Here is a 14,752-nt window from a genome sequence, read left to right as displayed (position 1 = left end):
CCCCCCCCCCCCCCCCCCCCCCCCCCCCCCCCCCCCCCCCCCCCCCCCCCCCACCTCCGACAGGTCCATGGTGGCCATCTCGTATGGCAGGGAGCCTGATGGTGCCCACCTCCATGCTGTGGCTACACTCAGGGCTCCGGTCCTGACGAGTGCGCCTGATGCGCGTTGCCTGCTGGTTGTTCCCGATGCTGATGCTGCTGGTTGGATGCCAGCGCGTGCCGGATGTCCCGCCCGCAGCAGACGGTGCGGTGGCCGAGCCACCTGCGGCCGCCCCAACGCGTGTGGCCGAGTCCACTCGCGATGGCGCCGACGCGCTGCCGCTGCTGGCGGCAGTCGCCGCAGACGCGCAGGATCCGGGCGCAGTGGTGCGCACGTACGCCGTCCACCTGCTGCGCCGCGAGTTCGACAAGGCCGATGCCAGCTGGATGGTCGCTCCGCCGCCGGGCCGTGCCGACGATGCCGCGTTGCGCGGACTGCGCGAGGTGCGCGATCTTAAAATCAACACCGACGCGCCCGTGCCGCGTGACCGGCAGCAGCCCACCCATCTCATCGAAGTGCCTGTGCGGATACGCGTCACTACCGCCACCACCACCGTGCGCTACAACGGCTGGTACCGGCTTGTGCCTGATCCGCAGCGCAGTGCCTGGCTGATCCAGTCAGCCAACCTGCAGCCGGTGCTGGACTGACCGGTCCACCACCATGCACGCGCGGTTCAGTGCAACCGGCTATCTTCTGCATGTCCTTACTTCAGATGGTCACGACCATGCGTCTTCGTCCGTTCTTCACCCGATTGGGCGCCGCCACGGTACTGGTGGCCGCCGCCATTGGCGCACAGGCCGCGCCGTCCATCGAGGGTCGCCAGTTGTCGGTGGGTGCCAGCGATGTGCAGCAGTACCTGGAAGGCAGCTTCCCACGCACCCAGGATGCGCTGGGCGGATTGATCGCCCTGACCATGAGCCACCCGCAGCTGACCCTGCCGGCGGGCGAACGCCTGAACTTGGGCATGGATATCGCCTTGGCCACCGCCGGTGGCGCGCCGGCCAAGCTGGGCACGGTGAAGCTGAGCAGTGGCCTGCGCTACGACCAGCAGACCCAGGGCTTCCACCTGCAGCAGCCGACGATGGAAGACTTCGTACCGGCACAGCAGGGCGCACGCCTGGATTCGCGTACCAAGTCGCTGCTCAATGCATGGCTGGGCGATTACGCGCAGCGCGAGCCGATCTACCGCATCGACCCGGCGGTGGCGGGCCTGTTGGGCACGCTGCAGGTGCAGTCGGCGCAGGTGAAAAACGGCCGCCTGCAGGTCACCTTCAACCAGGATCTCGGCACGATGGTGCCGCCGGGGCTGCTGGGTAACTGATGGGACCGGGTACCCGGCTGCGGTAGGGGTTACGCCGAGCATGCCCCGGCGCTACCCGGCGGCCGGTTCTCCGGCCGCCGGTGGTCGCCGGTGTCAGGCTTCCAGGGCCTTGGCCAGTGCTTCGCTGAAGGCCGGGATGTCGTCCGGCTTGCGACTGGTGATGAGGGTGCCGTCAACCACTGCTTCCTCATCGCGCCACTGCGCACCGGCATTTTCAAGATCCCGGCGCACCGACGGCCAGGACGTCACCTGCCGGCCCTTTGCCAGGCCCGTATCGATCAACAGCCACGGGCCGTGGCAGATCGCCGCGACCGGCTTGCCGGCCTTGCCGAAGGCTTCGATGAAGGCCAGCGCCGAGGCATCGATGCGCAGGGTATCGGGGTTCATCTGCCCGCCGGGCAGCAACAGCGCATCGAAATCATCGGGGTTGGCGTCCGCCAGCGGCTGGTCGACGGTGACTTCCTCGCCCCAGTCTTTCTCCTTCCAGCCCTTGATGCTGCCTTCCTTCGCCGGGGAGACCACGCGGGTGGTCGCGCCCCAGCCTTCGAGCAGTTTCTTCGGATCGGTCAATTCGGACTGCTCGAAACCGTGGGTGGCGAGAATGGCGATCTTCTTGCCTTCAAGACGCTGTGCCATGGGGATACTCCGATGGGTAAAGGAACACCCAGCATCACCGCCTGTCCATGTTCCGGCGGTGATACCGATGTGGACAGCGCGTGCAACTCAGCGCTTGGGCTGCAGCATGGTACCGGTGCATTGCTTCGAACCGCAGCGGCACTCCCAGACCTTCTTCAGACGGGCGGTGTGGCGCTCGGCCAGCGTGATGCCGTAGTTGTAGACCAGCTCCTCGCCGGGCGCGATATCGCGCAGGGTTTCAATGAACACCTTGTCCTCGCGCGGGTTGCCGTCCTCGTTTTCTTCGATCAGCGCCTCGCAATTGGGCTCGCAGCTGTGGTTCATCCAGCGCGCTTCGTTGCCCTTGTAATTGGCATCGATCACATAGTCGTCGTTCAGGGTGAACAGGAAGGTGTGGCCACTCTCGACGTCGCCGCTGTCATCGGCGTCGACGTCGGCGTGGCTGCGCAGCAGGCCCTTGTACTGGATCACCCGCTCACCCTTCTTCAGGGGTGCGATGGCGAACACGCCGTTGCCGTGGATGGCGGATTTGCGGGCTTTGATCTTCTTCGGCATGGGCGCACGGGCGTTCTGGAAAGAGGAGCGTTGATTCTCCCTTAATCTTCGTGATTGCCAAAATCATGGCCAAGCCGCACCATTGCGCGCTCACCGCGCCCCCCATGGGTCGGCGCCCTGGAAAGGTCCGGCTTGGACGCGGGCGCATAAAAGCGTACAATTTCGGTCCGCTTTGCAATCCAGCTGCAGACCCCCATGCTCCGCGTCACCAAGCTCACCGATTACGCCACCGTGGTACTGACCGTGCTCGCCGCTCGCCCGGCCGAGGTGCTCAGTGCGACCGAGCTGGCCGAGTTCACCGGCCTGGAACCGCCCACCGTCAGCAAGGTGCTCAAGCCGCTGGCGCAGGCCGGGCTGGTCGAAGGCCTGCGCGGCGTCCGCGGCGGCTACCGGCTGACCCGCGCGCCCGGCGAAATCTCGCTGTTCGAGGTGGTCGAGGCCATGGAAGGTCCGCTGGCGCTGACCGAATGCAGCCATGACAACCACCAGTGCAACATGGCGCCCAAGTGCGGTGCACGCAGCAGCTGGCGGCTGATCAACGACGTGGTGTCCGAGGCACTGCGTGCGGTCACCCTCGCCCAGATCCTCTCCCCCCTTCCCCTTGTTGACGACTCCCAGCGCCGCGCCATCGCGGCCGCTGTCGTCTCCTGATCCACAGGCAGCCCCCATGGCCACCGACATCATCGATACCGTCGTCACCGACGACACCCCCAATCGCGAGATCCACGAGCAGCTTGGCCGCAAGTATTCGGCCGGCTTCATCACGGACATCGAATCCGATTCCCTGCCGCCGGGCCTGGACGAGGACACCATCCGCGCCCTGTCGGCCAAGAAGGACGAGCCCGAGTGGATGACCGAGTGGCGCCTGCAGGCGTACCGGCATTTCCTCACCATGGCGATGCCGGACTGGGCCAAGCTGAAGATCGCACCGATCGACCTGCAGGGCCTGAGTTACTACTCCGCGCCGAAGGGTCCGAAGTACGCCTCGCTGGACGACGTGCCCAAGGAACTGCTGGATACCTACGACAAGCTGGGCGTACCGCTGCACGAGCGCGCCAAACTGGCCGGCGTGGCCGTGGATGCGGTGTTCGATTCGGTCTCCGTCGGTACCACCTTCCGCAAGGAGCTGGCCGAGAAGGGCGTGATCTTCTGCTCCATGTCCGAAGCGATCAAGGAGCACCCGGAACTGGTCAGGCAGTACCTGGGCACCGTGGTGCCGGTGGGCGACAACTACTTTGCCGCGCTCAATTCGGCGGTATTCTCCGATGGCAGCTTCGTGTTCATCCCCAAGGGCGTGCGCTGCCCGATGGAACTGAGCACCTATTTCCGCATCAACGCCGGGCATACCGGACAGTTCGAACGCACGCTGATCATCTGCGAAGACAAGGCGTACGTGTCCTACCTGGAAGGCTGCACCGCGCCGATGCGCGATGAGAACCAGCTGCATGCCGCCGTGGTGGAACTGGTCACGCTGGAAGATGCGGAAATCAAGTATTCGACGGTGCAGAACTGGTACCCGGGCGATGAGAACGGCGTCGGTGGCATCTACAACTTCGTCACCAAGCGTGCCGAATGCCGTGGTGCGCGCAGCAAGGTCACCTGGACCCAGGTGGAGACCGGTTCGGCGATCACCTGGAAGTACCCGTCCTGCGTCCTGCTGGGCGACGACTCGGTGGGCGAGTTCCACTCGGTGGCGTTGACCCATCACCGCCAGCAGGCCGACACCGGCACCAAGATGATCCACGTCGGCAAGCGCACCAAGAGCAAGATCATCAGCAAGGGCATCAGCGCCGGCCGCGGCCAGAACACCTACCGGGGCCTGGTGAAGATCGAACGCGGCGCCGAAGGCGCGCGCAACTACACCCAGTGCGATTCGCTGCTGATCGGCAAGAAGTGCGGTGCGCACACCTTCCCGTACATCGAGGTCAAGAACCCCGGCGCGACGGTGGAACACGAGGCGACCACCTCGAAGATCTCCGACGACCAGCTGTTCTACTGCCGGGCGCGTGGCATCAGCCAGGAAGACGCGGTGTCGTTGATCGTGGACGGCTTCTGCAAGCAGGTCTTCCGCGAACTGCCGATGGAATTCGCGGTGGAAGCCAAGAAGCTGCTCGACGTCTCGCTGGAAGGCTCGGTGGGCTGACGCCCGCCCTGCCCCCGCGTACTGCATTCGAACCAACACATCATTGGCGGGCCCCGGGCCCGCACCACGGAACCCCCCACCATGCTGAAGATCGACAACCTCCACGCACGCATCGGCGACAAGGAAATCCTCAAGGGCCTGTCGCTGGACGTGAAGCCCGGCCAGGTGCACGCCATCATGGGCCCCAACGGTGCCGGCAAGTCCACGCTGGGCAACGTGCTGTCCGGCCGTGAAGGCTACGAGGTGAGCGAAGGCAGCGTGCAGTTCGAAGACGCCGACCTGCTGCAGTTGTCGCCGGAAGAACGCGCAGCGGCTGGCCTGTTCCTGGCCTTCCAGTACCCGGTGGAAATCCCCGGCGTCAACAACACCTATTTCCTGCGTGCCGCGCTGAACGCACAGCGCAAGGCGCGCGGCCAGGAGGAACTGGATTCGATGCAGTTCCTGAAGCTGGTGCGGCAGAAGCTGGCCGTGCTGCACCTGAAGGACGAACTGCTGCATCGTGGCGTCAACGAAGGGTTCTCCGGCGGTGAGAAGAAGCGCAACGAGATCTTCCAGCTGGCCGTGCTGGAACCCAGGCTGGCGATCCTGGACGAGACCGATTCCGGCCTGGACATCGATGCGCTGAAGAGCGTCGCCGACGGCGTCAACGCACTGCGCAGCCCGGAACGCTCGTTCCTGGTCATCACCCATTACCAGCGCCTGCTGGATTACATCAAGCCGGATTTCGTGCACGTGCTGGCCGACGGCCGGATCGTGCAGTCCGGTGGACCAGAGCTGGCGCTGCAGCTGGAAGAGCATGGTTATGACTTCCTGAAAAACCGCGTGGTGCCGGAGGCAGCGGTCTGATGAGCGCATTGCTGGATTCATTGGCCGCCACGTTCTGCGGCAGCGACACGCGCCGCGACGTGCTGGATGCCGCGCTGCGCGACGGCCTGCCGGGCCCACGCAGTGAAGCGTGGAAGTACACCTCGCTGCGCCAGCTGGAACGTCGCAGCTTCGCCGCCGCTCCGCTGGCCCCGCCGGCGCTGGATGTCGCCCTGCTCGATGACATTCCCGCCCCGCGCCTGGTGTTCGTCAACGGTCGCCTGCACGACGGCCTGAGCGACACCCACGGCCTGCCGGCCGGCGTGCAGCTGGAACCGCTCTCGGCCGCGTTGGCCGCCGACGAAGCAGGCGCGCGCGTGCCTGCCCGCCGCTATGAGCGCAGCGATGAGATCTTCGCCCGCCTCAACGCCGCACTGGCCGATGAAGGCGTGGTGCTGCGCGTGGACGAAGGCGTGCAGGTGGACGTGCCGCTGCAGCTGGTCTTCGCCAGCGTGGCCACCGGCAGCGACCTGGCCTGGCACCATCGATCGCTGATCGAGCTGCGTGCCGGGGCCAGCCTGGGCATCGTCGAACACCACCTGCAGGCCGGCGATGCCGCCCATCTGGACAACAGTGTGGTGCATGTCCACCTTGCCCGCGAGGCGGTGCTCAAGCACGCCCGCGTGCAGGCCGGCAGCACCCGCCAGACCAGCTTCCTGCGCACCGATGCGGTGCTGGCGCGCGATGCGCAGTACCACCGCGTGGACCTGGAGCTGGGCGCCGCGCTGAGCCGCCACGAGCTCAACGTACGACTGGAAGGCGACAACGCACAGCTGACCGCCAATGGCGTGCTGCTGGGCACCGGCCGCCGCCACGTGGACACCCGCCTGGGCATCGAGCACATCGCGCGTGACACCGGCTGCGAGCTGCTGTGGCGCGGCATAGCCGCCAACCGCAGCCGCGTGGTGTTCCACGGTGGCATCCATATCCGCGAAGGGGCCGACGGCACCGACGCCAACCTGTCCAACAAGAACCTGCTGCTGTCGGCCGATGCCGAGATCGATACCCAGCCCACGCTGGTGATCGACGCCGAAGAGGTCAAGGCCGCGCACGGCGCTACCGTCGGCCAGCTCGACGCCAATGCGCTGTTCTACCTGCGCTCGCGCGGGTTGCCGCGGGAGCAGGCACAGGCCCTGTTGAGCGCTGCGTTCTGCCATGAGCCGCTGAAGATCCTCCCGGACGCGCTGCGCGAACAGCTGGGCCGCCGGCTGGACCGCGCCCTGTCCGAGGCAGGCGTGGCATGAACCTGTCCACGCCGCGCCCGCAGGCCGAAACCGGCGCCGCCCCGGACTGGGACCGCGTGCGGCAGGACTTCCCGCTGCTGATGCGCGAGGTGCACGGCAAGCCGCTGGTCTACTTCGACAACGCCAACACCGGCCAGAAGCCGGTGCAGGTGATCGGTGCGGTGGATGAGTTCTACCGCCGCTACAACGCCAACGTCAGCCGAGCGGTGCATGCACTGGGCACCGAGGCCACCGATGCCTACGAAGGCGCGCGCAACAAGCTGGCGCGCTTCCTCAACGTGCGCGCCAGCGAGCTGGTGCTGTGCAGCGGCACCACCTTCGCACTGAACCTGGTGGCGTATTCCTGGGCGCTGCCGCGGCTGAAGGCCGGCGATGTCATCCTGGTATCGCGGATGGAGCACCACGCCAACATCGTGCCGTGGCAGCTGGTGGCCGAACGCACCGGTGCCACTGTGCGCGTGGCCGAGATCAGCCCGGATGGATCGCTGGACCTGGACGCCCTGCGCCGCGCCATGACCGCCGAGGTCAAGCTGCTGGCCGTTGCGCACGTCTCCAACGTGCTGGGCACGGTCAACCCGGTGCGCGAGATCTGCCGCGAAGCGCGCAAGCGCGGCATCATCACCGTGGTCGACGGCTCGCAGGCGGTGCCGCACCGCAAGGTCGACGTGGCCGCGATCGGCTGTGATTTCTATGCCATCACCGGCCACAAGATGTGCGGCCCGACCGGCACCGGCGCGCTGTGGGCACGCCGCGAGCACCTGGATGCCATGCCGCCGTTCCTCGGCGGCGGCGAAATGATCAAGGAAGTCAGCTTCGACGGCACCGTGTTCAACGATGCCCCGCACAAGTTCGAGGCCGGCACGCCGAATATCGCAGGCTTCATCGGGCTGGGCGTGGCGGTGGATTACCTGGAATCGCTGGGCCTGGCCCACGTGGAAGCCCGCGAAGCCGAACTGCTGGCGCATTTCACCGAAGAACTGCAGAAGGTCGACGGCCTGCGCATCTTTGGTACCGCTCCGGACAAGGCGGCCGTGGTGTCCTTCCTGGTCGACGGCGCACACGCCCACGACCTGGCCACCCTGCTGGACCTGGAAGGCGTGGCGATCCGTTCGGGCCAGCACTGCGCGCATCCGCTGCTGCAGTACTACGGCGTCGCCGCGACCTGCCGCGCGTCGTTGGCGTTCTACAACACGCACGAGGAAATCGAACGCTTCATGATGGCGCTGAACAAGGTCCGCAAGCTGCTCGGTTGAAAAAAGGGGTCAGAGTCAGGGGTCAGAGTCCTTTTGCTGACGGCGAAAGGACTCTGACCCCTGACTCTGACCCCTTTTTGTACTTTTTGCCTCCTTGGTAAGGGGCCGCTGACGCTGCAGCGAACGGCGAATTTGCCCGATCTGCCCCTCCGGCATCGTCGATTCCACGAAAGACACATACTGCTGTTGCTGCGCGCTCGCATCTTGGCCCAAGGCCATATAGGTCGCGTGCGGCACGACTTCTCCCGCACGCTTACCCAGCGCATTGCAGGCATAGCTGGACCACCGGTAGCGCGCAGGATGATCCACCATTCCCGCCCGGACCGGATTGAGTTCGATGTACCGATAGCAGGCGAGCACGTAGGCATCATCGCCCACCAGCGACGCATGAAACCTGCCTTCCCAAAGGGTCCCGGACCGGACATGCGCGTCATTGAAGTACCGCACGTAGCGGCGACCGAGGTGCTGCATGAGCCGTGACGCGGCACCCGCGCTCTGAGGAGTCAGCAACAAAAGCACGTGGTTGGACATGAGGACATAGGCGTGTAGAACGCATCCGGTCAACGATGCCGCACGGCGCAGCATCGACAGATACCGGAAACAATCCGCGTCGCCCCTGAAACAACACTGGCGGTCATTACCTCGCTGCACGACGTGCAGCGGTAGTCCAGGCGCGGATACTCGGGGTTTGCGAGGCATGGCTGAAGCATCCCAGCAAGCAGCCAAGGCTGGCTATCCGGCCTGCCAGTGAGATGCATGGGACAGGGGTCAGAGTCAGGGGTCAGATTCCTTCTCCCTCCGCAAAAGGACTCTGACCCCTGACTCTGACCCCATTGGTTACCCCATTGGTTTACTGCAATCCGCACGGCCTCGCTAGAATGGCGACATGACCACGCTGACCTTCCGTGCCGCCACGCCGGCCGACATCCCCGCCCTCATCGAACTTGTCACCTCCGCCTACCGCGGTGATGCCAGCCGCGCCGGGTGGACCACCGAAGCCGACATGCTGGATGGGGCACGCATCGACGCCGAAGGGCTGCAGGCAGACATCGCGCGCCCGCGCTCCACCATCCTGCTCGCCGAACGCGCAGGGCGGCTGGTGGCCTGCGCCCACGTCGCCGACGGCGGTGCGCACGGCTACTTCGGCATGTTCGCCGTGGCGCCTACCGAGCAGGGCAGTGGCCTGGGCAAGCAGGTCATTGCCGAAGCAGAGGCGCATGGCGTGCGCGAATGGGGCCTGGCCAGCATGCTGATGACCGTGATCGACATCCGCGAGGAGCTGATCGCCTTCTACGAGCGCCGTGGCTATCGCCGCACCGGCATCAAGAAGCCCTTCCCGTATGGTGACGAGCGGTTTGGCATTCCCAAGCGCGATGACCTGCAGTTCGAGATCCTGGAAAAACACCTTCAGGAGCCGGCGCGATGAGTACTTCCTGGACCTTCGTCTGCGCCAGCACCGACCTGCTGCCAGGCGAGATGAAAAGCGTGTTCGACGAGGTCACCGGTACGCCGATCGTAGTGTTCAACCTGGACGGCGAGCTGTATGCGCTGGAAGACCAGTGCACCCATGAAGAGTTCGAACTGTCCTCCGGTGAGTTCAATGCCGCAGAGGGCAGCATCGAATGCGTCCTGCATGGCGCCCGCTTCGACGTGCGCGACGGGCGCGCCCTGTGCGCACCCGCCTACAGCCCTGCGCCGAAGTTCCCGGTGAAACGCGAACACGACGCGGTGTGGACGCGGGACGACCGCGATTAGGCACGGTCGGGGGGCAGCGGCGGCGTGGTAGGTGCCGTACCCGCAGCGGCGGCGCCCTGCTCGTACAACCACTGGGCCAGGTAGAGATCCAGCACGGGCAGCCCTACGCACGTCATCAACGCGGGCCGCGCCAACACGGCGCCGTGGCGGAGCGTGCGGTCGTGCAGGCTGCGTATCCTGAACAAGCCACCGAGATCGGACAGGCGCAGGTTCTGCCGCGAGAAGTAGAGCGGCAGGCTCTGCGAGTTGCGATGGCACACGCTGGCCACGTCGTCGCAGATCACCGAGCCTCGCGCCAGCACCTGTTCGATGAAGGACACCGGCAGCTCGTCACCGCCAAGGTGCAGCACGGCTACGTCCGGATGCAACCGGTCGACGGGCACGATGGGGCTTCCGGCGTTGGTGGCGGTGATGACCAGATCGACGTGGCCCGGATCGTCGTCGCCGCTACGGACATCCAGCCCGGTGCGGGCAGCTGCTGCGGCAGCGAACGCCTGTGCGCTCGACGGACGGCGGCTGCACACATGGATCCGGTTGACCCGATGGGCGTGGTGCGCGTGGAGGTCATCGACTACGCAATCGGCGATCGGCCCCGCGCCGTACAGGCAGATGGACAACCGCTCCCTGTGGGCGAGCAGCAGGTCGACCGCGATCGAGGCGTAAGCTCCCGTCCTTCGGGCGGACACGGCCGTGCCATCGAACTGGGCCAGCGGGGTCATGGTCAGTTTGTCGTACAGGATCAGTTGCGACTGCGAACGCGGCAGGCCCAGGGCGTGGTTGCAGGCATTGGAGCCGACGATCTTGACCGCGCAGTACCTGGCATTCGCACTCACCAGGGCATTCAATTTCCAGTTCAGCCGCTGGTTGCCCGGGCAGGATTCAGCGGCGGACCGACCCAGCAGCATCCCCAGTTCGTCATCGTGAGGCTGCAACACCACCTTGTCGCCGTAAGCGATGCCTTCGCCCATGTCGGCCATGGCACGACGGGCCAACCTGCCGATGGTGCGGGGATCCAGGCCGGCAGCGGACCCGCTGGCGGATTCAGGGACTGTCGAGATGTCCCCTCTGTGAAGTGGAAACTGCATGCGGATAGACCATCAAAGCCGGAATTGGCTTGGGAGAGGCTAGATGCCCTCGCCCTGCAGATTCCTTGACGGGATGCCCTGTGCCGCCGCGATGCGCCGTATCAGTACGGTGTTTCAAGGTTTTCCTGACCGGAGCCGTGACCCAACGCTCAATTGACCGCAATGGCACATGCGAATGGTTCGCGTTACTGCTACGATTTGTAACACTGTGTAACGGGATCCACGCTGCGTGAATGTTGGCCTGCCACCTCCTGCGCCTTCCTCCGCCCTTCCGGGTCTGGGTAAATGGCTGGCGTGGGCGGTGTTGATGGTGCTCCTGCTTTGGCAGTCCTCCAGCGCCGGCCCTGACCCGGTGCACGCCGGTGGACACAGCGCCACGCCACATTCCGGCAGCCCGGTGCCAGGTCAGGGATTGCCTTTCGAACAGGCCTTGGCAACCGCCGAGGTGGAATCCGAGCCCGGGCGCAGCAAGCCGTCCGGCGGTAATCCAAACGCGGCTACTGCCCTGCTGCAAAGCCCGCCACGCAACGCGCAGGTGCCCGATGAGGCGCTGGCCTTCCATGCGCGACCGCCCCGTCGTCCGCTGGGCCAGGCGCCTCCGCCCCTGACCTGACGGCCGTCGCCCTGCGGCGCCGGCAATGCCCTCTTTCGCACGCCGGCCGATGGCCACGCGTTGCCCAGTCGTCACCTGGCGGGTCGCTACCCGCCATCACTGAATTCCTGCCCATGACCCCGATCAAAAGCCGCAAGCACGCTTCCGCGTTCCGTCCCCTGCCGCTGGCCACCGCCAGCCTCGCTGCGGGCCTCGGCCTGGCCGCCCTGCCCTCGCTGGCCTACGCCGAAGGCAACGACGGCGCCCGCACGCTGGACAAGGTCGACGTGCATGCAACCCGCGGCTACAAGGCCGACAAGGTCGCCTCGCCGAAGTTCACCCAGTCGCTGCAGGACACCCCGCAGACCATCCAGGTGATCACTGCGGACCTGTTCAATCAGCAGGGCGCCACCACCCTGACCGAAGCGCTGCGCAACAGCCCGGGCGTCGGCACCTTCTTCGTCGGCGAGAACGGCAACACCGCCACCGGCGATGCGCTGTACATGCGGGGCTTCGACACCTCCAGCAGCCTGTTCGTCGATGGCGTGCGTGACCTGGGCTCCATCTCGCGCGATGTGTTCAACACCGAACAGGTGGAGATCACCAAGGGCCCTGCCGGCACCGACAACGGACGCTCGGCGCCCACCGGTGCGATCAACATGGTCAGCAAGCAGGCCACGTTGCACGATGAAGTGTCCGGCACTGCCAGCCTGGGCAGCGACCAGCAGCGCCGCGCCACGGCCGACTGGAACCAGGCGCTGGGGGCCACCAGTGCGCTGCGCCTGAACGCCATGTGGCAGGACAGCGACCAGCCCGGCCGCGACCACGTCAACCAGTCCCGCTGGGGCATCGCGCCGTCACTGGCGTTCGGCCTGGGCACCGACACCCGCTACGTCCTCAACCTGCTGTACGTGGACCAGGACAACGTGCCCGATGGCGGCGTGCCCACCCTCGGCCTGCCCGGCTGGGCGCCGCAGCCTACCCTGGAAGCACTGGCCGCCAATCCGGTGGATCCGGAGAATTTCTATGGCACGCGCGCCGACCATGACGATGTCACCGCGAAGATGGCCACCTTCCGCATCGAACATGACGTCAACGATGCCGTCCGCCTGACCAACACCGCGCGCTGGGGCCGCACGGACCAGGACTACCTGCTCACTGCGTTCATGGGTACCGGTACCCGCGGCACCAACGGCGCACCCACCGGCAACATCCGTTACACCGACCGCAACGACCTGTCCACGTATACCATCGCGCGCAGCCTGCCCACGCTGAAGGACCAGCGCAATACCCTGCTGACCGACCAGCTCAACCTGCGCGCCGACTTCGCCACCGGCGCCATCGCGCACAACCTGAGCACCGGGCTGGAGTTCACCCGCGAAGAGATGGACAGCTTCGGCCAGGCCGTCACCGGCGGCAGCAGCTGGCCGGCCGCGAACCTGTACACCCCGGACTGGAACGTCGGCGGCCTGACCTGGGCCCACAACGGCGCCGATGCGCATGGCCGGACCACCACCTGGTCGGCCTACGTGTTCGACACCCTGCACCTGGGCGAAAGCCTGCTGCTGACCGCCGGCGTACGCGCCGATCACTACGACACCCGGTACGCCAGTTCGGTCGTCTGCGGCGGCCGTGCGGGTCCAGCGTGCGGCACGAATCCGGTCGGCACGGTACTGCAGACGCCGACCCTGGAAGCATCGGACACGCTGCTGAACTGGAAGCTCGGCGTGCTGTACAAGGCCGGCGATACGGCCAGCGTCTACGCCAACTACGCGCTGTCGCAGCAGCCGCCGGGCGGCAGCAATTTCGCCCTCAGCAGTTCGGCCAGCAGCCTGGACAATCCGCGCCTGGATCCGCAGGAAGCAAAGACCTTCGAAGTGGGCAGCAAGTGGGCCTTCCTCAACGACGCGCTGGCACTGAACCTGGCGATCTTCCAGACCGACGTGGAGAACGAGATCAATACCCAGGTGCTGGATAACGCCGGCAACCCGACCCAGACCGGCAGCAAGCGGGTCAAGGGCGTGGAGCTGTCCGCGGTGGGCCGCATCACCGAAAACTGGTCATTGTCAGGCGGTTACAGCCACCTGGATACCGAGGTCAAGGAAGGCGCCAACGTGGCGGCGGACGGTACCAGCAACCTGACCTACACCCCCGACGACGCCTTCACTGCATGGAGCACGTATCAGCTGCCGTTCGGGCTTACCGTCGGCGGCGGCGTGCGCTACAGCAGCGCCATGCATCGCGGCACCGATGGCGCGGTCGGCACGCCCTCCTTCACCAAGTCGTACACGGTGTATGACGCCGTGCTGTCGTATGCGGTGAACGAAGCGCTGGTGCTGCGCTTGAACGCGTACAACGTGTTCGACAAGCAATACGTGGCTGCCATCAACAAGAGCGGCTACCGTTACACCCCGGGCACCCCGCGTACGTTCCTGCTCAGCGCGGATTTCCGTTTCTGAGCCGACGGCGCGGGAAGCCGGATGCTTCCCGCGCCCTCTCCCTTATCGGACGAACATCATGCTGCTGCATATTCCCAACGTGCTCACCGCTGAGGAGCTCGGCCAGCTGCAGGGGCCGCTGGACCAGGCCGAGTGGACCGATGGCCGCGAGACCGTCGGCCGGCAGGGTGCACAGGTCAAGCGCAACCAGCAGCTGCCCGATGGCTCGCCGCTGAAAGCGCAGTTGGGCGAGAAGGTGCTGGCGGCCCTGCAGCGCAACCCGCTGTTCTTCGCCGCCGCACTGCCGTTGAAGATCCTGCCGCCACGCTTCAACCGTTATCAGGGTGGCGGTACCTACGGCTTCCATGTCGATGGCGCGGTGATGGCCCATGGCGCGCAGGGGCACCTGCGTTCAGACGTGTCCTGCACCCTGTTCCTGTCAGCACCGGAGGCCTACGACGGGGGCGAGCTGGTCATCAGCGATACCTACGGCGAGCACGAAGTGAAGCTGCCGGCCGGCGACCTGATCCTGTATCCCTCCAGCAGCCTGCACCAGGTCAACCCGGTGACCCGCGGTGCACGCATCGCCTCGTTCTTCTGGGTACAGAGCATGGTCCGCGACGACAGCCAGCGCCGCCTGCTGTGGGAGATGGACACCTCCATCGAGCGGCTGCGGCAAAGCCAGGCCGATGCCGCCGCCGTGCTGCAGCTGAGTGGGGTGTACCACAACCTGTTGCGCCGCTGGAGCGAGGTCTGACCCGCCGCTGCGCCGCTTGTTGAAGCTTTCGCAAACCGTTCTCATTTGCAACGGCGAACGACTCTCACTA

16 protein-coding genes are annotated in these 14,752 nt (G+C 66.0%); 12 read left to right on the top strand and 4 right to left on the bottom strand.

Going from position 1 to position 14,752, the window contains the following annotated elements; translation table 11 throughout:
- The first annotated feature begins 158 nt into the window (after positions 1–158).
- Both H9654_RS11445 and H9654_RS11440 read left to right on the top strand, forming a co-directional pair.
- On the top strand, positions 159–686 hold the full coding sequence (locus tag H9654_RS11445; protein WP_191770938.1) for a hypothetical protein: 528 nt from the start codon (positions 159–161) through the stop codon (positions 684–686).
- Positions 687–763: 77 nt separating this feature from the next.
- Positions 764–1,360, top strand: a complete 597-nt coding sequence (locus H9654_RS11440) for a YceB family lipoprotein (RefSeq protein ID WP_191770937.1) — start codon at positions 764–766, stop codon at positions 1,358–1,360.
- Between the two features lie 93 nt (positions 1,361–1,453).
- Here H9654_RS11440 and H9654_RS11435 read toward each other — a convergent pair whose 3' ends face one another.
- Positions 1,454–1,996: a type 1 glutamine amidotransferase domain-containing protein gene (locus H9654_RS11435; protein ID WP_191770936.1), complete on the bottom strand. Its 543-nt coding sequence runs from the start codon at positions 1,994–1,996 to the stop codon at positions 1,454–1,456.
- A gap of 87 nt (positions 1,997–2,083) precedes the next feature.
- Positions 2,084–2,551: an SET domain-containing protein gene (locus H9654_RS11430; protein ID WP_191770935.1), complete on the bottom strand. Its 468-nt coding sequence runs from the start codon at positions 2,549–2,551 to the stop codon at positions 2,084–2,086.
- Positions 2,552–2,746: 195 nt separating this feature from the next.
- Between H9654_RS11430 and H9654_RS11425 the strand changes: the two genes are divergently transcribed.
- From H9654_RS11425 to H9654_RS11405, 5 genes are all read left to right on the top strand, one after another.
- Entirely contained in the window at positions 2,747–3,202 is a 456-nt protein-coding gene (locus tag H9654_RS11425; protein WP_042615235.1) for an SUF system Fe-S cluster assembly regulator, read from the top strand.
- A gap of 16 nt (positions 3,203–3,218) precedes the next feature.
- Positions 3,219–4,694: a Fe-S cluster assembly protein SufB gene (gene sufB, locus H9654_RS11420; RefSeq protein ID WP_182655843.1), complete on the top strand. Its 1,476-nt coding sequence runs from the start codon at positions 3,219–3,221 to the stop codon at positions 4,692–4,694.
- A gap of 81 nt (positions 4,695–4,775) precedes the next feature.
- The gene (sufC, locus tag H9654_RS11415; protein WP_182655842.1) at positions 4,776–5,540 is read left to right on the top strand and encodes a Fe-S cluster assembly ATPase SufC; all 765 of its coding nucleotides are present in this window, start codon (positions 4,776–4,778) and stop codon (positions 5,538–5,540) included.
- The gene (sufD, locus tag H9654_RS11410) at positions 5,540–6,802 is read left to right on the top strand and encodes a Fe-S cluster assembly protein SufD (RefSeq protein WP_191770934.1); all 1,263 of its coding nucleotides are present in this window, start codon (positions 5,540–5,542) and stop codon (positions 6,800–6,802) included. The genes sufC and sufD overlap by 1 nt, the downstream gene beginning before the upstream one ends.
- Positions 6,799–8,055 carry a cysteine desulfurase gene (locus H9654_RS11405; RefSeq protein WP_191770933.1) on the top strand — a complete coding sequence of 419 codons (1,257 nt, stop codon included), beginning with the start codon at positions 6,799–6,801 and terminating at the stop codon, positions 8,053–8,055. The genes sufD and H9654_RS11405 overlap by 4 nt, the downstream gene beginning before the upstream one ends.
- Before the next feature lie 15 nt (positions 8,056–8,070).
- Here the strand turns inward: H9654_RS11405 and H9654_RS11400 are convergent, their stop codons facing one another.
- On the bottom strand, positions 8,071–8,754 hold the full coding sequence (locus H9654_RS11400; protein ID WP_225212014.1) for a transposase: 684 nt from the start codon (positions 8,752–8,754) through the stop codon (positions 8,071–8,073).
- A 187-nt stretch (positions 8,755–8,941) separates the two neighbouring features.
- On the opposite strand from H9654_RS11400, the gene H9654_RS11395 reads away from it, so the two are divergent.
- Positions 8,942–9,481 carry a GNAT family N-acetyltransferase gene (locus H9654_RS11395; protein WP_191770932.1) on the top strand — a complete coding sequence of 180 codons (540 nt, stop codon included), beginning with the start codon at positions 8,942–8,944 and terminating at the stop codon, positions 9,479–9,481.
- Positions 9,478–9,810 carry a non-heme iron oxygenase ferredoxin subunit gene (locus H9654_RS11390; RefSeq protein WP_191770931.1) on the top strand — a complete coding sequence of 111 codons (333 nt, stop codon included), beginning with the start codon at positions 9,478–9,480 and terminating at the stop codon, positions 9,808–9,810. The genes H9654_RS11395 and H9654_RS11390 overlap by 4 nt, the downstream gene beginning before the upstream one ends.
- On the opposite strand, the gene H9654_RS11385 is transcribed toward H9654_RS11390, so the two are convergent.
- Positions 9,807–10,802, bottom strand: a complete 996-nt coding sequence (locus tag H9654_RS11385; RefSeq protein ID WP_191770930.1) for an ornithine cyclodeaminase — start codon at positions 10,800–10,802, stop codon at positions 9,807–9,809. The two genes, H9654_RS11390 and H9654_RS11385, sit on opposite strands and share 4 nt — an antisense overlap.
- Positions 10,803–11,202: 400 nt before the next feature.
- Between H9654_RS11385 and H9654_RS11380 the strand changes: the two genes are divergently transcribed.
- From H9654_RS11380 to H9654_RS11370, 3 genes are all read left to right on the top strand, one after another.
- Positions 11,203–11,508, top strand: a complete 306-nt coding sequence (locus H9654_RS11380) for a hypothetical protein (protein ID WP_191770929.1) — start codon at positions 11,203–11,205, stop codon at positions 11,506–11,508.
- A 113-nt stretch (positions 11,509–11,621) separates the two neighbouring features.
- A complete protein-coding gene (locus tag H9654_RS11375) occupies positions 11,622–13,946 on the top strand; it encodes a catecholate siderophore receptor Fiu (protein ID WP_191770928.1) in 2,325 nt (774 codons plus the stop codon).
- Between the two features lie 58 nt (positions 13,947–14,004).
- On the top strand, positions 14,005–14,682 hold the full coding sequence (locus H9654_RS11370) for a Fe2+-dependent dioxygenase (RefSeq protein ID WP_191770927.1): 678 nt from the start codon (positions 14,005–14,007) through the stop codon (positions 14,680–14,682).
- The last annotated feature ends 70 nt before the right edge of the window (positions 14,683–14,752 follow it).

This window comes from Stenotrophomonas lacuserhaii, from assembly GCF_014836545.1.
GTDB classification, from domain to species: Bacteria; Pseudomonadota; Gammaproteobacteria; order Xanthomonadales; family Xanthomonadaceae; genus Stenotrophomonas; species Stenotrophomonas lacuserhaii.
Note: the sequence above shows the minus strand (reverse complement) of the source record. Positions and strands in the feature narration are given on the sequence as shown.